The sequence below is a fragment of the Streptococcus mitis genome, from assembly GCF_002005545.1.
In the GTDB taxonomy this organism is placed as follows: Bacteria; Bacillota; Bacilli; order Lactobacillales; family Streptococcaceae; genus Streptococcus; species Streptococcus mitis_I.
In genome coordinates this window covers 1310939-1331911 of record NZ_LBMT01000001.1, presented here as the reverse complement: position 1 = coordinate 1331911, position 20973 = coordinate 1310939, and the positions used below count along the sequence as shown (strand labels likewise).

23 protein-coding genes, 1 tRNA gene and 2 pseudogenes are annotated in these 20973 nt (G+C 38.8%); 10 read left to right on the top strand and 16 right to left on the bottom strand.

What is annotated here, in order from left to right; genetic code table 11:
* Positions 1–67: 67 nt before the first annotated feature.
* On the bottom strand, positions 68–445 hold the full coding sequence (locus QS39_RS06885; RefSeq protein ID WP_077805034.1) for a YwiB family protein: 378 nt from the start codon (positions 443–445) through the stop codon (positions 68–70).
* Between the two features lie 71 nt (positions 446–516).
* Here QS39_RS06885 and QS39_RS06880 point away from each other — a divergent pair, with 71 nt between their 5' ends.
* Together QS39_RS06880 and yidA are read left to right on the top strand one after the other, a co-directional pair.
* Positions 517–1821: an HD domain-containing protein gene (locus tag QS39_RS06880; RefSeq protein WP_077805033.1), complete on the top strand. Its 1305-nt coding sequence runs from the start codon at positions 517–519 to the stop codon at positions 1819–1821.
* Positions 1822–1833: 12 nt separating this feature from the next.
* Positions 1834–2640 (top strand): sugar-phosphatase, encoded by an 807-nt coding sequence (yidA, locus tag QS39_RS06875; RefSeq protein WP_077805032.1) that lies wholly within the window; start codon positions 1834–1836, stop codon positions 2638–2640.
* Positions 2641–2694: 54 nt separating this feature from the next.
* On the opposite strand, the gene QS39_RS06870 is transcribed toward yidA, so the two are convergent.
* The 6 genes from QS39_RS06870 to QS39_RS06845 form a co-directional block, all read right to left on the bottom strand.
* Positions 2695–2766 (bottom strand) — tRNA-Arg (locus QS39_RS06870).
* A 41-nt stretch (positions 2767–2807) separates the two neighbouring features.
* Positions 2808–3155, bottom strand: a complete 348-nt coding sequence (gene rplS, locus QS39_RS06865; protein ID WP_001068669.1) for a 50S ribosomal protein L19 — start codon at positions 3153–3155, stop codon at positions 2808–2810.
* 118 nt (positions 3156–3273) lie between these two features.
* A complete protein-coding gene (gene crcB / locus QS39_RS06860) occupies positions 3274–3603 on the bottom strand; it encodes a fluoride efflux transporter CrcB (protein ID WP_077805031.1) in 330 nt (109 codons plus the stop codon).
* Positions 3597–3971, bottom strand: coding sequence for a fluoride efflux transporter CrcB (crcB, locus tag QS39_RS06855; protein WP_077805030.1), 375 nt, complete (start codon positions 3969–3971; stop codon positions 3597–3599). The genes crcB (QS39_RS06860) and crcB (QS39_RS06855) overlap by 7 nt, the downstream gene beginning before the upstream one ends.
* Positions 3968–4234: a chorismate mutase gene (locus QS39_RS06850; RefSeq protein ID WP_000362436.1), complete on the bottom strand. Its 267-nt coding sequence runs from the start codon at positions 4232–4234 to the stop codon at positions 3968–3970. Before QS39_RS06850 ends, crcB (QS39_RS06855) begins: the two co-directional genes overlap by 4 nt.
* A 116-nt stretch (positions 4235–4350) precedes the next feature.
* A complete protein-coding gene (locus QS39_RS06845; RefSeq protein WP_001162128.1) occupies positions 4351–4794 on the bottom strand; it encodes a flavodoxin in 444 nt (147 codons plus the stop codon).
* Positions 4795–4897: 103 nt separating this feature from the next.
* On the opposite strand from QS39_RS06845, the gene QS39_RS06840 reads away from it, so the two are divergent.
* Both QS39_RS06840 and QS39_RS06835 read left to right on the top strand, forming a co-directional pair.
* Positions 4898–5833, top strand: coding sequence for a DHH family phosphoesterase (locus tag QS39_RS06840; RefSeq protein WP_077805029.1), 936 nt, complete (start codon positions 4898–4900; stop codon positions 5831–5833).
* Positions 5834–5928: 95 nt separating this feature from the next.
* Positions 5929–6171, top strand: a complete 243-nt coding sequence (locus QS39_RS06835; RefSeq protein ID WP_000710764.1) for a type B 50S ribosomal protein L31 — start codon at positions 5929–5931, stop codon at positions 6169–6171.
* A 161-nt stretch (positions 6172–6332) separates the two neighbouring features.
* Here QS39_RS06835 and QS39_RS06830 read toward each other — a convergent pair.
* The 3 genes and pseudogenes from QS39_RS06830 to QS39_RS06820 all read right to left on the bottom strand — a co-directional run.
* A pseudogene (locus tag QS39_RS06830) lies at positions 6333–6776 on the bottom strand (imelysin family protein); the annotation flags it as partial.
* 168 nt (positions 6777–6944) lie between these two features.
* Positions 6945–8342: an N-acetylmuramoyl-L-alanine amidase gene (locus QS39_RS06825; RefSeq protein ID WP_077805027.1), complete on the bottom strand. Its 1398-nt coding sequence runs from the start codon at positions 8340–8342 to the stop codon at positions 6945–6947.
* An 11-nt stretch (positions 8343–8353) separates the two neighbouring features.
* Complete coding sequence (locus QS39_RS06820) at positions 8354–9259, bottom strand: helix-turn-helix domain-containing protein (protein WP_077805026.1); 906 nt, start codon at positions 9257–9259, stop codon at positions 8354–8356.
* 250 nt (positions 9260–9509) lie between these two features.
* On the opposite strand from QS39_RS06820, the gene QS39_RS06815 reads away from it, so the two are divergent.
* The 6 genes and pseudogenes from QS39_RS06815 to QS39_RS11555 form a co-directional block, all read left to right on the top strand.
* Positions 9510–10766 (top strand): CAP domain-containing protein, encoded by a 1257-nt coding sequence (locus tag QS39_RS06815; protein WP_077805025.1) that lies wholly within the window; start codon positions 9510–9512, stop codon positions 10764–10766.
* Positions 10767–10812: 46 nt separating this feature from the next.
* On the top strand, positions 10813–12141 hold the full coding sequence (locus QS39_RS06810) for an N-acetylmuramoyl-L-alanine amidase family protein (RefSeq protein ID WP_180375016.1): 1329 nt from the start codon (positions 10813–10815) through the stop codon (positions 12139–12141).
* Between the two features lie 33 nt (positions 12142–12174).
* Positions 12175–12639 (top strand): NINE protein, encoded by a 465-nt coding sequence (locus QS39_RS06805; protein ID WP_001045103.1) that lies wholly within the window; start codon positions 12175–12177, stop codon positions 12637–12639.
* A gap of 4 nt (positions 12640–12643) precedes the next feature.
* A complete protein-coding gene (locus QS39_RS06800) occupies positions 12644–13690 on the top strand; it encodes a DUF6287 domain-containing protein (RefSeq protein WP_077805024.1) in 1047 nt (348 codons plus the stop codon).
* Positions 13691–13897: 207 nt separating this feature from the next.
* Complete coding sequence (locus tag QS39_RS06795) at positions 13898–14197, top strand: YbaB/EbfC family nucleoid-associated protein (protein ID WP_000981526.1); 300 nt, start codon at positions 13898–13900, stop codon at positions 14195–14197.
* 491 nt (positions 14198–14688) lie between these two features.
* A pseudogene (locus QS39_RS11555) lies at positions 14689–14938 on the top strand (ISL3 family transposase); the annotation flags it as partial.
* Positions 14939–15002: 64 nt separating this feature from the next.
* On the opposite strand, the gene QS39_RS06790 reads toward QS39_RS11555, so the two are convergent.
* The 6 genes from QS39_RS06790 to QS39_RS06760 form a co-directional block, all read right to left on the bottom strand.
* On the bottom strand, positions 15003–15812 hold the full coding sequence (locus QS39_RS06790; protein ID WP_000004961.1) for an MBL fold metallo-hydrolase: 810 nt from the start codon (positions 15810–15812) through the stop codon (positions 15003–15005).
* Between the two features lies 1 nt (position 15813).
* Positions 15814–17163 carry a cell wall metabolism sensor histidine kinase VicK gene (gene vicK / locus QS39_RS06785; RefSeq protein WP_033676971.1) on the bottom strand — a complete coding sequence of 450 codons (1350 nt, stop codon included), beginning with the start codon at positions 17161–17163 and terminating at the stop codon, positions 15814–15816.
* Positions 17156–17863: a response regulator YycF gene (gene yycF / locus QS39_RS06780; RefSeq protein WP_000722071.1), complete on the bottom strand. Its 708-nt coding sequence runs from the start codon at positions 17861–17863 to the stop codon at positions 17156–17158. Before yycF ends, vicK begins: the two co-directional genes overlap by 8 nt.
* Before the next feature lie 55 nt (positions 17864–17918).
* Complete coding sequence (gene mutY, locus QS39_RS06775; protein ID WP_077805023.1) at positions 17919–19094, bottom strand: A/G-specific adenine glycosylase; 1176 nt, start codon at positions 19092–19094, stop codon at positions 17919–17921.
* A gap of 528 nt (positions 19095–19622) precedes the next feature.
* On the bottom strand, positions 19623–19898 hold the full coding sequence (locus tag QS39_RS06765; RefSeq protein ID WP_001284637.1) for an HU family DNA-binding protein: 276 nt from the start codon (positions 19896–19898) through the stop codon (positions 19623–19625).
* A 107-nt stretch (positions 19899–20005) separates the two neighbouring features.
* Positions 20006–20845, bottom strand: coding sequence for a DegV family protein (locus QS39_RS06760; protein ID WP_077805022.1), 840 nt, complete (start codon positions 20843–20845; stop codon positions 20006–20008).
* Positions 20846–20973: the final 128 nt, after the last annotated feature.

Below are 20973 nucleotides of genomic sequence, written 5' to 3'. Positions count from 1 at the left end.
GCCTAATCTACCACACTAGGAAGCCAATCCGAGAAGATAGCTAGCAAAATTTGAAAAAGACAAGTGACTAACCCCAAGTAATTTCCAATTGATAGCGGGCAAAGGGTTGCCCCTCTTGATTTTGTAGTTGATAATCTAAATGAATCTTTTGTCCATCAACTTCATAACGGTTCGTTTGGATGATAAACTCCTGCATGCCCATAGGTGTGGGAATATAGGCTAAACTATCACTATCCTTTAAAAAGCGCATAATGGTCTTCGGAGTGGAAAAACGGCTCATCACCAGTTCTTGACTATGAAATTTAATCACTACTTTTTCCTTTTCCTCATTATAGAAAAGCAGGTAGCTATAATCTCCTTTTTCATGCACTTCCACGTCATAAAGCTGGTCAATCACTTCCAACTGCTCATCAAACTGAATCGTATTTCGCATCCGAATCTTCACATCAAGTCCTCTTTCTTGTCTCTTGTCCTACTATTTTACCAAAAACTCTAGCTTTTTGCTATAATGGTCATATGAACGAAAAAGTATTCCGTGACCCAGTTCACAACTACATCCATGTCGATAATCAAATCATCTATGACTTGATTAATACAAAAGAATTTCAGCGTTTGCGCCGGATCAAGCAACTGGGAACTTCCAGTTATACCTTCCACGGCGGGGAGCACAGCCGCTTCTCCCACTGTCTAGGAGTCTATGAAATTGCACGACGCATCACAGAGATTTTTGAAGAAAAATATCCTGAAGAATGGAATCCTGCCGAGTCTCTCTTGACCATGACCGCTGCTCTCCTACATGATCTTGGACATGGTGCCTACTCCCATACTTTTGAACATCTCTTTGATACAGACCACGAAGCCATTACTCAGGAGATTATCCAAAGTCCTGAAACGGAGATTCACCAAGTTCTTCTACAAGTGGCGCCAGATTTTCCAGAAAAGGTAGCCAGTGTCATCGACCATACCTATCCTAACAAGCAGGTCGTGCAACTCATTTCTAGTCAGATTGATGCAGACCGCATGGACTATCTCTTGCGCGACTCCTATTTTACAGGAGCATCTTATGGAGAATTTGACCTGACTCGCATCCTCCGAGTCATTCGCCCTGTCGCAAATGGTATCGCCTTTCAGCGCAATGGCATGCATGCCATCGAAGACTATGTCCTCAGTCGCTACCAGATGTACATGCAGGTTTATTTTCATCCTGCAACACGCGCCATGGAAGTTCTCCTACAGAATCTCCTCAAGCGCGCCAAGGAACTCTACCCTGAGGATAAAGACTTCTTTGCACGAACTTCCCCACATCTCCTGCCTTTCTTTGAAAAAAATGTGACCTTGTCTGACTATCTGGCTCTGGATGATGGTGTGATGAATACCTATTTCCAACTCTGGATGACCAGTCCTGACAAGATTCTTGCTGACTTATCGCAACGCTTTGTCAACCGCAAGGTCTTTAAATCCATTACCTTTTCACAAGAAGACCAAGACCAACTCGCTAGCATGAGAAAATTGGTTGAGGATATCGGCTTTGATCCCGACTACTACACTGCCATTCATAAGAATTTTGACCTCCCTTATGATATCTATCGTCCCGAATCTGAGAATCCACGAACACAGATTGAGATTCTACAAAAAAATGGTCAACTGGCGGAACTCTCTAGCCTTTCTCCTATCGTCCAATCCCTTGCTGGCAGTCGCCACGGAGATAATCGTTTCTATTTTCCAAAAGAAATGTTGGACCAAAACAGCATCTTCGCAAGTATCACCCAGCAATTTTTACACTTGATTGAGAACGACCATTTTACCCCAAATAAAAACTAGAAGAGGAAATTTATGAGTATTAAACTAATCGCCGTCGATATTGACGGAACCCTAGTCAATAGCCAAAAGGAGATTACTCCTGAAGTCTTTTCTGCCATTCAAGATGCAAAAGAAGCTGGTGTCAAAGTCGTCATTGCAACTGGCCGCCCTATCGCAGGTGTTGCCAAACTTCTGGACGACTTGCAGTTGAGAGACGAGGGTGACTATGTTGTGACCTTCAATGGTGCCCTTGTCCAAGAAACTGCTACAGGACATGAGATTATCAGCGAATCCTTGACCTATGAGGATTATCTGGATATGGAATTTCTCAGTCGTAAGCTCGGTGTCCACATGCACGCTATTACTAAGGACGGCATCTACACAGCCAATCGCAATATCGGAAAATACACTGTGCACGAATCAACCCTCGTCAGCATGCCCATCTTCTATCGTACTCCTGAAGAAATGGCTGACAAGGAAATCGTCAAATGTATGTTTATCGATGAACCTGAGATTCTCGATGCTGCGATTGAAAAGATACCAGCCGAATTTTATGAGCGCTACTCCATCAACAAATCTGCTCCTTTCTACCTCGAACTCCTTAAAAAGAATGTGGACAAAGGTTCAGCCATCACTCACCTAGCTGAAAAACTCGGATTGACCAAAGATGAAACAATGGCTATCGGTGACGAAGAAAATGACCGCGCCATGCTGGAAGTCGTTGGCTACCCTGTAGTCATGGAAAACGGAAATCCAGAAATCAAAAAAATCGCCAAATACATCACTAAATCTAATGATGAATCTGGCGTTGCCCATGCTATCCGTACATGGGTACTGTAAAAGGAAGAAATAGACGAAAACCGCTCAGCTGAGCGGTTTTTGATATCTAATTAATGCCCCCTGCAGGAATCGAACCTGCAACTACTCCTTAGGAGGGAGTTGTTATATCCATTGAACTAAGGGAGCTAGATAAAAACTCTGCTGAAAAGCAGAGTTTTTTAGTCGAATTAACGACGGATTTCTTTGATACGAGCTGCCTTACCTTGAAGAGCACGCAAGTAGTACAATTTCGCACGACGTACTTTACCGTAACGAACAACTTCGATTTTTTCAACACGTGGAGTGTGGATTGGGAAGATACGCTCAACACCTACACCGTTAGAGATTTTACGAACTGTGTAGTTTTCTGAGATGCCAGCACCTTTACGTGCGATAACAACACCTTCAAAAATCTGGATACGTTCACGGTTACCTTCGACAACTTTCGCGTGTACACGAACAGTGTCACCAGGACGGAATGATGGGATATCTGTACGAAGTTGACCTTCAGTCAAGCTTTGGATTAATGGATTCATTTTATTCTCCTATCTTTGTCAATCTTGAGGAATCTTCCTCAGCGGATAAACTGTATTTTTGTGCGTCCATTACACACAAGATACAGTTTACCAAATTTCCATAAAAAAGTAAAGAAATTTATAACAGAATTCCTAAAAAAATTGCAACTAAACCACCTAAGTAGGTCAAAGTCAGGTAAGAATAAAAGACCTTCTTATCACTTAGCAATCTTTGGAGTTCGTCATTCAAGGTCGAAAAAGTTGTCAAACCTCCACAAAATCCAGTTGCCAAAATAGCATAGACTTCCTTAGACTCCACATGATTGTAGAATAATCCAATCAAAAAACAACCCAAAAGATTGGCTATGAGCGTTCCAAGGGGCAATTTAAATGCTTGATTATAGCGGGAAAAGAAATAGCGCACTAAAGCTCCGAAACCACAAGCAATTGCAAGATAGACGATTACCATTTCTTCCTCCCTAAATAGTAAGCTAAAAGCAGTCCTCCACCGTTGCTCAAAAGCAAATACAGGACTAAACTAAGATAACGCCCTGTATCAAGCAGTTTCACAGCATCAAGCATGAGACTAGAAAAGGTTGTTAAACCTCCGCAAAACCCCGTCCCCAGTGCTAAAATAACGCCTTTACTGGTTCCTTTATAGACCAGATATCCCTTAACAAGATAAACCAGGCAGAAAATTCCCAGATAGTTGACAAAGAGAGTGCCCCAAGGAAAGTCAGGACTGGCTGGTAAGCAAGTGGAAACTAGGTAGCGAACCAATCCACCCAACATAGCAGCTAGAAAAATCCCTAGCGGATAAAATTGTTCTTTTTTCATTTGATATTTTGATCCTGATAATCACGCGAACGTTTGAGTATGTCCGAAAAAGTCGCGACAATAGTTTCCTGATAGCGCTTATCTCCTACACGACTTCTAACCTTTTCAAAAATAACCGCTTCTCTCTTAGTATCTAAAATCGGTTTACCCGAAGCTTTCTTATAAGCCACAACCCCTTCAACTAAGTGCATTCGCTCTTCTAACAGTTTAACAATTTGGTCGTCGATTTGATCAATTTCTTGACGAATAATATCTAAATCCATACAGTCTCCTCCTTTATTTGAATTATTGTATCAAAAAGCCACCAAATAGGCTAGTAAAATCCCAACTCACGATAAGAAAAAATGCACTGATTGATTACATCAGCGCAGTTTTATACTTATCCTACTTTAGCAGCCAATTCTTCTGCGAATTGTTCTAAGCGTTCAATATCTTCTTCCTCGGCAGAAAGGTCAACTTTGACACATTCTGAACCTTTTTCTGCTCCTGTTGACACAAAAACACGGTCAAAGTCATCAACAGCCTTACAGAACTCATCGTAGAAGGTATCTCCTGAGCCAACCACTCCGTAGATTTTGCCATTCAAGTTGAGGTCAGCTAGGTCTTCGTAGAAGTCCATCATCTCATCTGGCAATTCACCATCACCATAAGTATAGGTCGCAACGATAGCGATGTCTGCTTCCAAGAAGTCTGAAGCGTCAACAGTTGTACATTCATCAACATCGACATCCAAGCCCAAGTCACGTAATTTATCTGCTACAATATCTGCAATTTCTTCGGTATTACCGGTCATACTGGCAAATACAATTTTTGCTAATGCCATATCGTCCTCCTCAATTTATCTTTCTCCATTATATCACATCTTTTTCATTTTAAAAATAAAAATTCTTGTGCTACAATGAAATGAGAAAGAATTGAGGTTATTTATGGACATTTGCCATCAAATTTTAAAAAAAATCAAAGAATACGATACGATTATCATTCACCGTCATATGAAACCAGACCCTGATGCCTTGGGCAGTCAGGTGGGATTGAAAACTCTTCTCAAACATCATTTCCCAGAAAAAACCATCAAAGCCGTTGGTTTTAATGAACCAACTTTGACCTGGATGGCGGAAATGGATCTCGTTGAAGATAGTGTCTACCAAGGAGCCCTTGTCATCGTCTGTGATACGGCGAATACTGCTCGAATCGATGATAAGCGCTATAGTCAAGGTGATTTTCTCATTAAGATTGACCACCATCCAAATGATGATGTATACGGTGACATGTCTTGGGTCGATACTAGTTCAAGTAGTGCTAGCGAGATGATTACCCTATTTGCCCAAACAACCCAACTGGCCTTGTCAGATCGAGCTGCTGAGCTACTTTTTGCAGGAATTGTTGGTGATACAGGTCGTTTCCTCTACCCTTCTACCACTGCACGCACCCTCCGCCTGGCTGCCTCTCTGAGAGAACAGAACTTTGATTTTTCGGCTCTTACTCGCAAAATGGACACTATGAGCTACAAAATTGCTAAACTTCAAGGCTACATCTACGACCATCTGGAAGTGGATGAGAATGGTGCCGCTCGCGTTATCCTGAGTCAAGAAATCTTGAAACAATTCAATGTTAGCGATGCTGAAACTGCAGCTATTGTGGGTGCACCTGGACGCATTGACAGTGTTAGTCTTTGGGGAATTTTTGTCGAACAGGCTGATGGTCACTACCGTGTTCGCTTACGCAGTAAAATCCATCCTATCAATGAAATTGCCAAGGAACATGATGGTGGAGGCCACCCTCTAGCAAGTGGTGCCAATTCCTATAGCCTAGAAGAAAACGAAATCATCTACCAAAAGTTAAAAAACTTGCTTAAAAACTGATAAAATACTTGCCAAACTTTTCAGAATCTGATAGACTAGTATGGTAACAATCTATGGCTCGCAAAGAGACCATGGCAGAAAGGAAATATTGCAAAATGAAAAAAGATATCCATCCAGAATATCGCCCAGTTGTCTTCATGGACACAACTACTGGTTACCAATTCCTTAGCGGTTCAACAAAACGCTCTAACGAAACTGTTGAGTTCGAAGGCGAAACTTACCCATTGATCCGTGTGGAAATTTCATCAGACTCACACCCATTCTACACTGGACGTCAAAAGTTCACTCAAGCAGATGGACGCGTGGATCGTTTCAACAAAAAATACGGTCTCAAATAATGATAAAAAGACAGCTTCGGCTGTTCTTTTTTTTGTTTCTTGAAATGAACTGCTGTTTTCATGTTCCAAACTCAAAAAAACTTTGCACTCTAGCTAGCCACACGATGGTTTCTAGAGAACAAAGTTTTTTTATTAGAGCAGATTTACTCTTCCTTATCTAGATTTTCAGTTCCTTTAGTGGTATTGTCTTCCCAAAGGATACGCTCGATACGATGGAAACCTGACCAACCTTCCTCTGCCTTGTTTTCGTCCATATAGTCTGCCAAACGGAAGTAAATCTTGACATCTGACTCACCAAAACTCTCAGCGATTGGTTCTGAACGCTCATAGGACATACGAATCAGTGGATAAACCTTCTTAGCTTCTTCTAACTTACCTTCTTTCAAAAGTTTGACAAAGCCTTCCGTATCTGTCAAAAGTTTATCGATTTGCTCTTGCACAAAAGTCTTATATTCCGCAGTGGCCTTATCAAGCATTTTCTGCTTGTCTTCAGACAAGGCTGTCACCTTAGACGAATCGGTTGTATCTGCTGATTTTTCAAACCTAACAGCACAAGCTGTCAATAGCAAGACTGAAGATAAAAGGACAAAACCTAGTTTTTTCATTGTTTACTCCTATCGGTTCAGGAAACCTGAATTAATTTTACGTCTCATTATACCACGTTTTCACTCATTTTTTAATAAATTTTCAGAAAATTTAATGTTATGAATAGCATTACAAATGAAAAAAACTAAGCCTAGGAAAATCTCCAAAGCTTAGTTTGATCTAGTTTCTTAATTTCCAGCGTAATATTTTTGAATTCCTTTAATAATGCCTTCAATTAACTTATCTTGGTATTGATCACTACGGATTCGTTGGTTTTCTTCTGGATTATCCATATAACCCAACTCCAATAACACAGCAGGTTTCGCAGTCTCACGAAGAACAGCAAAGGTGGCTTGCAGAAGCCCAGCATCTCTAGCACCTGTCTCGGTCAAGAGAGAGGAGTGAAGGTCAGCAGCCAAACGATTACTTTCACTTATACGGTCTGGATTATTATGCCAGTATTGATTAATCTTGCTCGGGTAACCCGCTTCTTCCTTATAAGAATAAGTCTGTATTCCCAGATTCAGTGTTGTGTCATTTCCAGTAGCGTTAAAATGAATGCTAATAAAGAAGTCTGCATTCGTTTTATTTACCATACGAGATCGCTCTGTCACAAAGTCAACATCCACATCACTATCACGAGATGTTAGAACTGTATAGCCAAGTTCTTCTAAACGTTTCCGTAATTTACGAGAGACCTGTAGATTCAAATCTTTTTCAGCTATTCCATAATAGTAAGCACCCGAATCACGTCCACCATGCCCTGGATCTAGGAAAATAGTTTTACTATAGTGCCCCTTTTCAAATCCTTTTGGAAGTTCTTGCACCCATTTACCATTATCTTTGAAAAAATGGCTGCTTCCATTAATAGTATAAGTTCCAGTAACATAAACGCCATCTTCTTTAAGATAATACCAAGCTTGATAATCTGGATCATAAACCCACTCTTTGTGAGCCATGTAACCACCAGATTTTAGATAGTAAGAGCCAACCCATTGCTGTTCGGCATAGTGTCCGCCTGACTTGAGATAAAACCAGCTAGAGTAGTTAGGATCGTACACCCATTCTTTATCTGCCATAGCCCCACTAGACTTCAGGTAATAATTTCCCTTCCAGGTATTAGCCATCATGGTACCATTTTGATCAAATGCATACCACTTACCATTGATTTGACTCCATTGGTTAGACAGATATTTTCCTGAACCATTGACGTAGTACCACTTGTTAGCCATCTGATACCAGCTATTTTCAAGTAAGTAACCATTCTTATCAAATAGGTAGCCCTCATAAAGAGTATCTGTAAATTTGATACCTGTTTGACTATAATAAGTCCACTTCCCATCTTCTTTTACCCAACCAGTTTGTAGCTTAGACTCAGTAGGAAGAGTTGGCTTTGTCTCCTGTTCACTCGAACTAGGAGTCGTTGGCTGGATTTCTGTAGTTGCTTGAGAAGCATTTGCAGAGCTAGTAGCTGAACTACCGGTAGAGTTATTCGTAGAATGACTAGCATCATTAGCTAGAACTGTTTGGCTAGTAAATCCAAGAAGAGCCAGAGCAAGAATCGTAAATTTCTTATATGATTTCATTTATAACCTTTCTAGGGGAATGGAATCCCTGTGTTATTGAGTTCTTTAACTTCCTTGATGAAGGAGTTTTTTAAGGATAAAATTTCATTTTCTGGAAATAAGACTTTCATGGTATCAAGATGTTGGATAATCTGATGTCCTAGTTTTATCCCCTCTATTTTATTTTGTCTAAGAAGATTATACACCTCATACATCTTGATAGTCATAAAAGGATATAGAGGTAAATAGTAACCAGTATGGACAAAAATCCTGCAATACTTTATACGATACAATTCAATTTTATCTATCAATTGTTGTGCCAAATCATAATAAGCATTTTCAGAATAGTATTTAACAATTGTTCGAAGTACATCCACCAACATATGGGTTTGATTTGTAGCTAAAGGAAGGCTACTTGTAAGAATTTCAAAAACTTCTTTTTCTTTTTGTTGATACATTACAAGAGGAAAATCAAATAAAGTGCCTAAGCGTTGAAATACATGAAAATCAAAAGGTAACCAGTAATCCATAGAAAACAACTGCTCTTTTAGTTGTTCAAGAATTTCCCAATCCTCTTCAGTTAGCATTTTTTCAGTAGATATGAGAGTTAGTAGATGAAGGAAATTTCTAACATAAGGATTTTCATCATCTTTGACTGTATCTTTGGCATCATCAGACTCCAAAGTTCGATCATTTCTATGTTCGACTAATTTGGTTGTCTCTTCATTTTGCATGGAAACCACAAGGATGATGTCTTCATTAGAAACAATATTCAGATTTTCAAAGATTTTAAAGAAAGTATCTGCTTTAATCATAGCTTCGCCCTTTTCAAACTTACTTAAATTATTAGGGCTAATCGCTGTACCAGCTACTTGTTTTAGAGTAAATCCTCTCTCTTCTCTCATCTTTTTAAGCGCGGGGCCGAAATTTGTAGACATAACTTTCTCCCTTATTTTATTTTAACTTCACTTTTACATTATACACTAATCATAAGCAAATAGGAGAAAAACTACGAAAACGTTCTATTTCACCTTGATTTTGGGGTGTTGATATAGAAAAACGTATTTTTTCGTAGTTTTTTTAAATTTAATAAAGTTTCTTAGTATACTAGATGTAAATTATTATAAAGGAGATGGTAGAACTCGCTTATCATAAAAACATTTATAAGAAAAATCAAGAGGAGACAAAATGAACAAACAAACCAAAAAATTCACACTTACTACAGTACTAGCACTTTCATTATTAGGAGCTGGAACGCTTGCACCACAATCAGTAGCCGCTAATGATAGACTGGTTTCCACTCAAGAAATCAATGGTCAATCTTATCATATCATGAACTCTGAAGTAAATATCAATTCTGCTGGTAATAGCTTCGTTGGAATTGAAGGAAATTTCTTGACGCCAGACAAACAAGCTATTTTAGACCGTATAAATGCTATCAGAAAAGAAGCTGTTACGGAAGGAATAGTCAGTAGCTACGTTCCCATCAAATGGTCAACTGCACTAGAGAAAACAGCCTTTTCTCGTGCAGCAGAAGCTTCTGTAACTATGAACCATAAACGTTTATCTAATAAAGATATTTGGAGTGCCTGGCCTTCAGGAAATTTTTCACTAGCCGAAAACTTAGCTTGGAACTATGATGGGTTTATGGCCGCTATTGATCAATGGTATGAGGAAAAAGCAAATTACGTCAAATCTCGTAGTGGGGCAAGTGTCTCTGGTCAAACCGGACACTACGAATCCTTAATTAATCCAGAATTGACCTATATGGGGTTGGCAGCTTTTGAAAATCCTGTCACTCAAAATGGGTGGGTTACCGTTGCTCAAAGTTTTGGAACATCATCTGGTGGCTCTGAAGAATTAGCTGGTGGTTATGGAAAAGCCATTCAATACACAGAAGTAAACTCTTCTCAGATTCAAACATTTGCGACTAAGGCGAATCTTTTTGACAAAGACTTGAAGGCCATCGGAACTCATAAAACCAAAACTGCAAATACAAATTCAAGTCAGAGACTAGACGATGAGACCAATGACCCTGCCGAATTTCTTAATCAACTAAGAAGTTGGTTCGAGCATTCCCAATACTTCGGAAGTTGGATTCAATCAAACGGACGTTGGTGGTTTAAACATAATGACGGCTCATACACGAGTGACGGCTGGGAAAAAATCGACGGAGTCTGGTATCACTTCGATAGTTTAGGATGGATGCAAACTGGCTGGGTGAAAGACGGTAGCTGGTACTACCTCGACGGCTCAGGTGCTATGAAGACTGGTTGGCTAAAAGATAACGGTAGCTGGTACTATCTTGATAGCTCAGGCGCTATGAAAACTGGTTGGATGAAGGTATCTGGGAAATGGTACTATGCCTATAGCTCTGGTGCCCTAGCAATCAATACGACTACACCAGACGGATATCGCGTCAATTACAATGGAGAATGGGTATAGGATAAGATTATAAAAAATAGATAAAAAGAAAAGGAATACAAAAATTATGAAAAAAATCGTTTTAACGACTACAGCAGTTTTATCACTCCTAGCAACAGGAGCTACAATTTCAAGTGTCAATGCAGCAAGTGGCGTCCCGATGGTCAAGTTCTGGTCTCCTGCAGCTAATGCTTATGTTGAAGAACCTGCTCCTGGTTATCGTGATACAGATTTAGTCGCAACAGATGTGACGCTTGTAGAAAAAAGAAAAGCACAACTTGGAGCATTTTCTGATGGTGATGCTAAATTTACAGAGGTTGATTGGGTAGATAATGCTTATAGACAAGAATTTTCTAAGCAATTTGCAAGTTTTGAATCCAACGGCATTGCTACATTTAAAGGTAAAACAATTGTCTTTAAAGCAACAGATTATGGTATCTATACCATGAAGTTTGAATTAGACGGAGTTCGTTACAAACTAACAGTCGATGTTAGAGAAAACGTAGGGAAAGGAGCACCTTTTTACACTTATGTAACCAAACTAGAAGTCTTATCAACTAATCAAGCAAATGCTATCTCGAATACGAGTACTGAAAAACAAATAGAAGCAACAATTACAAAGGTTGAAATTGATTATTTTGGACTTAGCTTCGAAGGCAGACTTTCAGAGCCACTACAACACGGAGGAGATAATGCAGCTAGAGGAAATGTTACTCTAATTGATAAAGCTAGTGGAAAAGTTGTTTATCAAAGTCATAATGCTGTCGTTTTTAGTGGTTTAAGCAAAGAGGTCAGTGACCAATTTCTTCTACCTTTAATTTATAGCAACCAATTTAAAGGTGATATTTTTGTTTCAAAACAGTTCCCTGATGGAACATATATCTTGGAGATGTCTGGAGAGGCTGGCTCTCCACACGATCACTCAGTTGATAACAGAAAACGTGTCTTTAAAGTTAGAAAAGAGGTGACTATCGGAAATCCTTCAACAAATTCAAATACTAACACCTCAACTCAATCAGGTTCGAATTCTAATATCTCAGGTAGTTGGGTACAATCTGGTTCTCGTTGGTGGTATAAACACGCCGACGGTTCCTATACAACTAACGGCTGGGAAAAAATCAATGGTGTTTGGTATCATTTTGACAACTCTGGCTGGATGCAAACAGGTTGGGTAAAAGACGGTAGTTGGTACTACCTCGACGGCTCAGGCGCAATGAAGACTGGTTGGCTCAAAGATAACGGTAGCTGGTACTACCTTCAAGACTCAGGGGAAATGAAAACTGGTTGGATGAAAGTATCTGGTAAATGGTACTATGCCTATAGCTCTGGTGCACTCGCAATCAATACGACTACACCTGATGGCTATCGTGTCAATTACAACGGTGAGTGGGTTTAACATACAATAGGAATAAATTAAGGAGACAATTATATGAACAAAGTTATAAAAATTGAAGATGAAACAGTTTATGTTGGAAAAGGTAATAATGGTCAATTTACTGCAATTTCAAGAAAAAGTTTTGGTTTTGAACCACAAGTAGGTGATTATGTAGAATTTTATCAAAATGGTGACGACTATATTGTTTCAAAAATAGATAACACATCTCCAGCCGCCTCTAGTCAACATTCAAATGGAGTAAGTGATAAATCTAAACTGGCCGCAGCCTTATTTGCCCTATTTTTAGGGGCGTTTGGTGCCTACGATTTTTACATTGGAAATACTAAACAAGGATACAAGCGTATCGTTCTAACTCTGCTAGTTATCATTCCTATTTTAATGCCATTTGTTTTACTGGCAAATGCTATTTGGAATATTATGATTACTATTCAAGTTTTAACGTCTAAAACTGGTAGTAAATGGCACCAAGATGCCCAAGGCTTAGAATTACAAGATTAAATATATGAAAAAATTATTTCTATTCAGTATTAGTATTTTAGCTATCTCTATTTTAACGGCTTGCCAACATCAGAGTGAAAACACTTCTGCAACAAGTTCTGAAGCAATTGCTTCAAGTACTAGTTCAACTTCTTCTACATCGGAAGAGAAGAAACCTGATTACACCCTATATAATCCTGTCCTTAAAGAATATGCCAAAGTACTAGATGGTTCATCAACTTCACATACAGAGGTCAATTCAAAAGCAAACTTAAAAAATGGTTATCCTAACGAATATTCTGGATTACAGTATAGCTTGTATGATTTAGACCAAGACGGTACGGACGAACTTTTGATTGCCCTAAAAACGTATTCTAACTATTACGATTTATTAGATATTCGAACTCTTAAAAATGGTGAAGTTATTCGACTGACCAATGCAGAAAACAATCTGGATTTTATTGGAGAGCGAGTACATTTTAATCCTTTAGAAAATGGTTATTTTCAATTATCTACCCGAGTATCTATTAATCAAATCCAACTTAAACTATACAAGTTAAATCAGAATGGAACACGATTAGACTTAGTTATCGAATCAGATACAGAAGAGGGACTGGGGACAAAACCACCTTCCCTTGACATAAGATATTTCTCTTGGAAATCTGTGACAAGTCTCATAAATGGAGAAATAACCCTTCCGTCAGAAAGTAAAGGAATGGATATTTCTGCAATTCAAAATGGAGATTTTTCTAGTGTCGCAGGCACTTGGAGGAATCGTTCAGGTATTGAATTTACTTTCGACAAAAATGGTTTAGTAAGTGATAAGTCCAAAATTTCAATTGAACATGCTAAAGAAATTGACCACTATCTTAAGGCAAATTCTGTTTCTAAAGATGGAGGTGCTGGTGCAGCTATTGCCTTTTTACCAGCAGGAATCCCTATAACCATGTCTGTCACCTCTTCTACAGATGATAGCTATACCGACTCATCTGATATCACACAAGACCGCTTATGGTTTGGACACCAACTTATCAATGGTAGTACTGAGGGATTTTTCTACAAGGTAGAATAATGACGGTAACCCCTTAAAGTTGCCATAGAATATCTAGTATCTATATAGGATAAATATTCTTATTCTCTTAGAATATCTATCCTATATTTTTATTTCCTCTACATTCCTTTCGCTACTAGATGAATTCACTCAAAAAAGATTAGACTTTTAACCTCAAAATTGATAAAATAAGAAGAAAAATAAGATAAAAGGAAACTATAAATTACCATGATGAACATGCAAAACATGATGCGCCAAGCACAAAAACTTCAAAAACAAATGGAACAAAGTCAAGCTGAACTTGCAGCTATGCAATTTGTTGGCAAATCTGCTCAAGATCTTGTCCAAGCGACCTTAACTGGCGATAAGAAAGTTGTCAGCATTGACTTCAATCCAGCTGTCGTTGACCCAGAAGACCTCGAAACCCTTTCTGATATGACTGTTCAAGCCATCAACTCTGCTCTTGAACAAATCGATGAAACGACCAAGAAAAAATTAGGTGCTTTCGCCGGGAAATTGCCATTCTAAAAAAAGGCTCTGTAATATTTATAGTGGGTAAATCCCATATAGATATTATGGAGCCTATTTTGATGTAGAAAAAGTCCCATAAAATCTATAATGAAAAGCGATCAAACAATCATTAGAAAGAATCCTATGGAACAATTACATTTTATTACAACTGCTTGATATTGAAAACTTTTTTCTCATACTAAGTCCTAAACGCTAAAATCATTCTTAATCTTTTTTACCATTTGTTATTATATTCCTAAATTCCGGCTAAAATAGTCCACCAGACTGTTCTATTTCAATACTTAAGGCAAGTTGTAAGTCATGGCAAACCATGAAGCAATTTAATCAAAGATTTCATGAGTACATGGTCATCAAACCCTACTAACAGCATAGTAGTAAAGATACTTTTCGTGTGTGCTTAACTACTAAAGAGATTGTGGAGGCACTCTTGAGTTGCTAAGAAGAATGAAAGCGCCACTATAATCTCTTACATTTTTACTTCTAGAGTAAGGTTTTGCGTACTCATTGAGAAGAATTTAGAGCTAGCTCATTCTTGCTTTCAGGCTTTTTTAGAATCTTTCTAAAGAAAGCATCACCGCCCTGCAATTACCTTATTCCAACATAAAATTAGGAGAGACTAATAATCTTATCCAATACAATACCTTTGATTTTCGGAACTTTGAAAACTTCAAAAAACAGATTTCCACGATTCGCAATATCAAAAAAGAAAGGACAAAATTTGCCCTTTCTAGATCTTAGCTTTTCTTCAACCCACTACAGTTGACAAAGAGCCTTTAATTTTAAAGACTTTTTCCAGCCTCTTTTATATATCTGTCAATGGTGTTGCGGTGTCTGGTGAGGTATCATAAACCTTAAAGTCTACTCCAACTCCTAGATCAGCTTGCGCTAGCTGATTGACCATGGTCATGTGAGCTAGTTCCTTGATATTGTTCTCCTTGGACAAGTGACCAAGGTAGATTTTCTTAGTGCGATTTCCTAGCGTCCGAATCATAGCTTCAGCACCATCTTCATTAGAAAGGTGACCCAGATCCGATAAGATTCGTTGTTTGAGCCGCCAAGCGTAAGAACCTGCTCGCAAAATCTCTACATCATGGTTGGACTCGATAAGATAGCCGTCCGCATTTTCGACAATCCCTGCCATACGGTCACTGACATAACCTGTATCTGTCAAAAGGACAAAACTTTTATCATCTTTCATAAAGCGATAGAACTGCGGTGCGACTGCATCATGGCTTACACCAAAACTCTCGATGTCAATATCTCCAAATGTTTTGGTTTTGCCCATTTCAAAGATATGCTTTTGCGAAGAATCCACCTTGCCGAGATACTTGCTATTTTCCATAGCCTGCCAGGTCTTTTCATTGGCATACAAATCCATACCATACTTGCGAGCCAAAACGCCTACTCCATGGATATGATCTGAATGCTCATGGGTAATCAAGATGGCATCCAAGTCTTCTGGCTTGCGATTAATTTCAGCAAGTAGGCTGGTAATTTTCTTACCAGATAAGCCTGCATCCACTAAAAGCTTCTTTTTTGGAGTTTCCAGATAAAAGGAATTTCCACTGGAACCCGACGCTAAAATACTGTATTTAAAGCCTGTTTCACTCATTCTAGTCTTCTACTTCGTCCTCCCATACTTCTTCTTTCACTGCATCCTTATCATAAGGGAGCACAATTGTGAAAGTTGATCCCTTACCGTATTCACTCTTGGCCCAAATAAAGCCCTTATGTTGTTTGATAATTTCCTTGGCAATAGACAGTCCCAGACCTGTTCCACCTTGGGCACGACTTCTAGCGCGATCCACACGATAAAAACGGTCAAAGATACGTGGTAAATCCTGCTTAGGAATACCCAAACCTTGGTCTGAGATGGATAAAATCATCTGATCATCAGTCGTCTTCATGGTCACTGTGATTTTTCCACCATCTGGCGAATACTTAATAGCATTGTTGAGAATATTATCAATCACCTGTGTCATCTTATCTGTATCAATCTCAATCCAAACTGAAGTAATTGGGTAATCTCGCACCAGTTCGTATTTCTTCTCTTCATCCTGCCCTCTTATCTGATCAAAACGGTTGAGGATAAAAGTAATAAAGGCAGTAAAGTTAATCAGTTCCACATCCAGATGACTGGTCTCATTATCAATCCGTGAGAGATGGAGGAGATCAGTCACCATCCGCATCATACGGTTGGTTTCATCTAGAGATACCTTGATAAAGTCTGGTGCTACAGTTTCACACAAAGCCCCCTCATCCAAGGCTTCAAGATAAGATTTAACACTGGTTAAGGGCGTCCGTAACTCATGGCTAACATTGGAAACAAAGAGTCTTCGTTCGCGTTCTTCCTTCTCCTGCTCCGTCGTATCATGCAAAACAGCAACCAGACCCGAAATAAAGCCAGACTCTCGACGAATCAAGGCAAAGCGAACACGAAGGCTCAGATACTCACCATTAGCATCCTGAGAATCAATGATGAGTTCAGGAATTTGGGTAATTAAATCACGAAGTTCATACTCATCTTCAATCTTAAGCAACTCTAGGATACTCTTGTTGAGAACGTCTTCTTTCTGAACACCTAACTGTTTCTTAGCCATGTCATTAATCATGGTAATCTTGCCACGACGATTGGTCGCAAGGACGCCGTCTGTCATATAAGAGAGGATACTATGTAATCGTTTACTCTCTTGTTCCAGATTTTCTTGGGTTAAACGAATTACTTCTGATAAATCATTGAGATTATTAGTAATATTGGTAATTTCAGAGCTTCCCTGCATATCCAATACCTGAGAATAATCTCCTGCAATCAGGTCTTTTACCTTTTGATTGATTTGCTTCAACCGAATATTATCCCGCCGATTTTCTAGCAAAAGTAAGGTCACTACTAAAATAAAGCCAAGTAGAATGAGGATAAAGATAAAATCACTGGTTAAAACTGTATCTTTAATTAGTTTAATCATTATTTCTCATATAATAACCAACACCACGACGTGTTAGGATATATTCAGGACGACTTGGTGTGTCTTCAATCTTCTCACGCAAACGTCTGATGGTTACGTCAACTGTTCGAACATCTCCGAAATAATCATAACCCCAGACCGTTTCAAGCAAGTGTTCACGCGTAATTACTTGACCAATATGAGATGCCAAGTGATACAAGAGTTCAAATTCACGGTGGGTTAAGTCTAGTTCTTCACCGTATTTCTTCGCAACATAGGCATCTGGAACAATCTCCAAGTCCCCAATTTGCAAGGGTTGAGTTTTATTTTCATCTGATTCTTGATTATCTACAGAAGCCAAGTCCGTGCGACGAAGGAGAGCTTTAACACGCGCCTGCAACTCACGATTTGAGAAGGGTTTGGTCACATAGTCATCCGCACCAAGCTCCAAACCGATAACCTTATCAAATTCACTGTCTTTCGCTGAAAGCATGATAATAGGTACACTACTGGTCTTGCGAATAGTCTTAGCAACTTCTAAACCATCAATTTCGGGAAGCATCAAATCCAGAATAATAATATCTGGCTGCTCTGCTTCAAATTGTTCTAGTGCTTCACGACCATTAAAAGCAGTTACAACTTCGTAACCTTCCTTGGTCATATTAAACTTGATAATATCCGAGATTGGTTTTTCATCATCTACAATTAATATTTTTTTCATTTGTTCACCTTTTTCTCTACTATTATACCAAAAAAATAACAAGAAGACACAATAGCTAGTCTTTGCTCCTGTCTAAGTTGACTTTTGCATAAGCCTGCCAGATTTTTTGTTGGGGTTTGGCAAGTGGGTAGTCCTTAAACTCTTCTGGTGAAAGCCAGCGAACTTCCCTATCTGAAAAATCATGGAAATCACTCACCTGACCTGCTACAATTTGAACATGCCATTTACGATGACTAAAGACATGATTAACAGTCTCAAAACAACCATCAAGCCAATCAACTTCTAGGTCATAGTCCTGCTGGAAACTCTCCTCTGGACTGGGGCCAAAATTGACAATTTCTTCTGCAACCTGATGAAATAGGTCAAACTGCTCGTCTTGCGGAAACTCATCTACTTCTATCAAGGGGAAATGCCAAAAACCTGCCAACAACTTCTCACTCTCATTTTTTTCAAGTAGAAATTGTCCCTGAGCATTTTTCACAACTAGTGCTTTTAGATAAATAGGAACTGGCTTTTTCTTGGGAGCCTTAATTGGATAACGGTCCATTGTGCCATTCTGATATGCCGCACTGAAGTCCTTCACTGGACTCTCTTCCGGCCTAGGATTTACAGGAGCCTCAATATCAGACCCCAAGTCCATCAAAGCTTGATTAAAGTCACCCGGACGATCTGGATCAATCAAAATTTCTATCATTGCCTGAAAAATTTTGCGATTGCTGGGAACTCCGATATCATGATTAACCTCAAACAAGCGTGCTAAAACCCGCATAACATTACCATCTACAGCTGGCTCAGGCAAGTTAAAAGCAATACTAGAAATGGCTCCTGCAGTGTAAGGACCAATTCCTTTCAAGCTGGAAATTCCTTCATAGGTGTTTGGAAATTGGCCACCAAAGTCAGTCATAATCTGCTGGGCTGCAGCCTGCATATTACGAACTCGAGAATAATAACCCAAACCTTCCCAAGCCTTCAACAAACGCTCTTCAGGGGCATTCGCCAGACTTTCAACTGTTGTAAACCAGTCCAAGAATCGTTCGTAGTATGGAATAACTGTATCCACCCTGGTCTGCTGAAGCATGATTTCAGATACCCAGATATGATAAGGATTTTTACTTCTACGCCAAGGTAAATCTCGTTTATTTTCATCATACCAAGCGAGAAGTTTCTTACGGAAAGAAATGATCTTCTCCTCCGGCCACATGACGATACCGTATTCTTTCAAATCTAACATATCTCTAGTATAACACAGAAGATTTCACCTGTCTTTGTATCTGATTTATAATATTTTCAATAGACAGTATATAACTTTTCTATCTACTTAAATATTTGATATGACTTCAACTGAAAATCAATAAAATATCGGAGAAGGTGATTATCCACCTTCATGGTTTGATCTTGAGACAAATAATACTCAATGAAAATCAAAGAGAAAACTAGGAAGCTAGCCACAGGTTGCTCAAAGCACTGCTTTGAGGTTGTAGATAAGACTGACAAAGTCAGTCACATATATAATCCAAGGTGAAGCTGACGTGGTTTGAAGAGATTTTAGAAGAGCATAAGCTAGAAATACAGTATTATTTAAAATAGTCGATCATCCTACGGATAAACAATAAAGACTCATCTCTCTTATAAAACAATAAAAACTCAGATTGATACCATCCTAAAACAAGTGAAAAAAATAGTGTTTTGCCCCAAAAGCAAAAAAAAAGCCTGTCACACAAGCTCAAATGCTTGATATGATAGGCTTTTTAAAGGCTGATTATTTAACAGCGTCTTTAAGAGCTTTACCAGCTTTGAATGCTGGAACTTTAGAAGCTGCAATTGTGATTTCTTTACCAGTTTGTGGGTTGCGACCTTTACGTGCAGCACGCTCACGAACTTCAAAGTTACCAAAACCGATCAATTGAACTTTTTCACCAGCTGCAAGGTAGTCAGCTACTGCTGCGAATACAGCTTCAACTGCTGCTGCTGAGTCTTTCTTAGTCAATTCTGTAGCTTCTGCTACTTTAGCGATCAAATCTTGTTTGTTTGCCATGTTAATGATTCCTCCAAATTAATTTCTAATTAACAAATATAATCATATCCTAAAATCCTTTATAGGTCAAGTTAAAAACGCTGTTTATTCGCATTTTCTTTATTTTTTTAGGAATGGTAACGTACCAAAATAGCCCACGCATTCTCACCTGTATGAGTCTGAATAATAGAACCGGTTTCTAAAACAGAAATTGGTTTTTCAACATAGGCTTGTAAACTTTCTTTCATCTCTTTTGCCCAGTCAGCATTACCAGAATATGAAATTCCAATCTCTGCTACAGAACGTTCAGAGAGAGATGTTGTCAACTCATCTAACCATTTTTTAAAGGTTTTAGCTCCACGACCTTTAACAATTGGCTGCAATTCATGGTCTTTCATTTGCATGACAACACGGATATTGAGAAGTGAGCTCAACAATCCAGTTACACGGCCAATTCGTCCACCTTTTACTAGATTTTCTAGAGTAGAAACACCAATATAGAGCTCCGTATGTTTTTTTACCTCTTCAACGTGAGATAAAATTTCCGCCATATCTTTGCCTTCTTGTGCTAATTTCGCAGCCTCAACAACTTGGAATTTCAAGGCTTGGTCAGTAAAGGAACTATCGATAACTGTCACGTCGGCAGTAGATAGGCTGGCACCTTGGCGTGCTGCTTCTACAGTCCCCGAAAGAGCATGGGACATATGAATAGCAAGAATCTGGCTACCATCTTTGCATAGGTCCTCAAAAACTTCAGCGAAGACACCTACAGGCGGTTGACTTGTCTTAGGAAGATTCTTACTTGCTTGCATCAAGTGAAGAAATTTACCTTCTTCTTTCAAATCAGCATCAGAATAAACAACATTATCAATCATTACAGATAGTGGAACTACCGTAATATCTAATTGCTTTACTAGTTCTGGTTCAATAGTAACAGATGAATCGGTTACAATCTTAATTTTTGTCATAGTATCAATCTTTCTATTTTAGGATTCAGATTGGTTTTATTACTTCTAATTATATCAAAAAAAGATTAAAAATCCTAATGGAGTCACTCAAATTTTCCGTAAAAATTTGATATAATCAACTTATAAGA

Bases quoted from the DNA above. Each gene is read 5' to 3' on its own strand.
- QS39_RS06880 (WP_077805033.1), top strand. From the start codon at position 517: ATGAACGAAAAAGTATTCCGTGACCCAGTTCACAACTACATCCATGTC.
- yidA (WP_077805032.1), top strand. From the start codon at position 1,834: ATGAGTATTAAACTAATCGCCGTCGATATTGACGGAACCCTAGTCAAT.
- rplS (WP_001068669.1), bottom strand. From the start codon at position 3,155: ATGAATCCATTAATCCAAAGCTTGACTGAAGGTCAACTTCGTACAGAT.
- crcB (WP_077805031.1), bottom strand. From the start codon at position 3,603: ATGGTAATCGTCTATCTTGCAATTGCTTGTGGTTTCGGAGCTTTAGTG.
- crcB (WP_077805030.1), bottom strand. From the start codon at position 3,971: ATGAAAAAAGAACAATTTTATCCGCTAGGGATTTTTCTAGCTGCTATG.
- QS39_RS06850 (WP_000362436.1), bottom strand. From the start codon at position 4,234: ATGGATTTAGATATTATTCGTCAAGAAATTGATCAAATCGACGACCAA.
- QS39_RS06845 (WP_001162128.1), bottom strand. From the start codon at position 4,794: ATGGCATTAGCAAAAATTGTATTTGCCAGTATGACCGGTAATACCGAA.
- QS39_RS06840 (WP_077805029.1), top strand. From the start codon at position 4,898: ATGGACATTTGCCATCAAATTTTAAAAAAAATCAAAGAATACGATACG.
- QS39_RS06835 (WP_000710764.1), top strand. From the start codon at position 5,929: ATGAAAAAAGATATCCATCCAGAATATCGCCCAGTTGTCTTCATGGAC.
- QS39_RS06825 (WP_077805027.1), bottom strand. From the start codon at position 8,342: ATGAAATCATATAAGAAATTTACGATTCTTGCTCTGGCTCTTCTTGGA.
- QS39_RS06820 (WP_077805026.1), bottom strand. From the start codon at position 9,259: ATGTCTACAAATTTCGGCCCCGCGCTTAAAAAGATGAGAGAAGAGAGA.
- QS39_RS06815 (WP_077805025.1), top strand. From the start codon at position 9,510: ATGAACAAACAAACCAAAAAATTCACACTTACTACAGTACTAGCACTT.
- QS39_RS06810 (WP_180375016.1), top strand. From the start codon at position 10,813: ATGAAAAAAATCGTTTTAACGACTACAGCAGTTTTATCACTCCTAGCA.
- QS39_RS06805 (WP_001045103.1), top strand. From the start codon at position 12,175: ATGAACAAAGTTATAAAAATTGAAGATGAAACAGTTTATGTTGGAAAA.
- QS39_RS06800 (WP_077805024.1), top strand. From the start codon at position 12,644: ATGAAAAAATTATTTCTATTCAGTATTAGTATTTTAGCTATCTCTATT.
- QS39_RS06795 (WP_000981526.1), top strand. From the start codon at position 13,898: ATGATGAACATGCAAAACATGATGCGCCAAGCACAAAAACTTCAAAAA.
- QS39_RS06790 (WP_000004961.1), bottom strand. From the start codon at position 15,812: ATGAGTGAAACAGGCTTTAAATACAGTATTTTAGCGTCGGGTTCCAGT.
- vicK (WP_033676971.1), bottom strand. From the start codon at position 17,163: ATGATTAAACTAATTAAAGATACAGTTTTAACCAGTGATTTTATCTTT.
- yycF (WP_000722071.1), bottom strand. From the start codon at position 17,863: ATGAAAAAAATATTAATTGTAGATGATGAAAAACCAATCTCGGATATT.
- mutY (WP_077805023.1), bottom strand. From the start codon at position 19,094: ATGTTAGATTTGAAAGAATACGGTATCGTCATGTGGCCGGAGGAGAAG.
- QS39_RS06765 (WP_001284637.1), bottom strand. From the start codon at position 19,898: ATGGCAAACAAACAAGATTTGATCGCTAAAGTAGCAGAAGCTACAGAA.
- QS39_RS06760 (WP_077805022.1), bottom strand. From the start codon at position 20,845: ATGACAAAAATTAAGATTGTAACCGATTCATCTGTTACTATTGAACCA.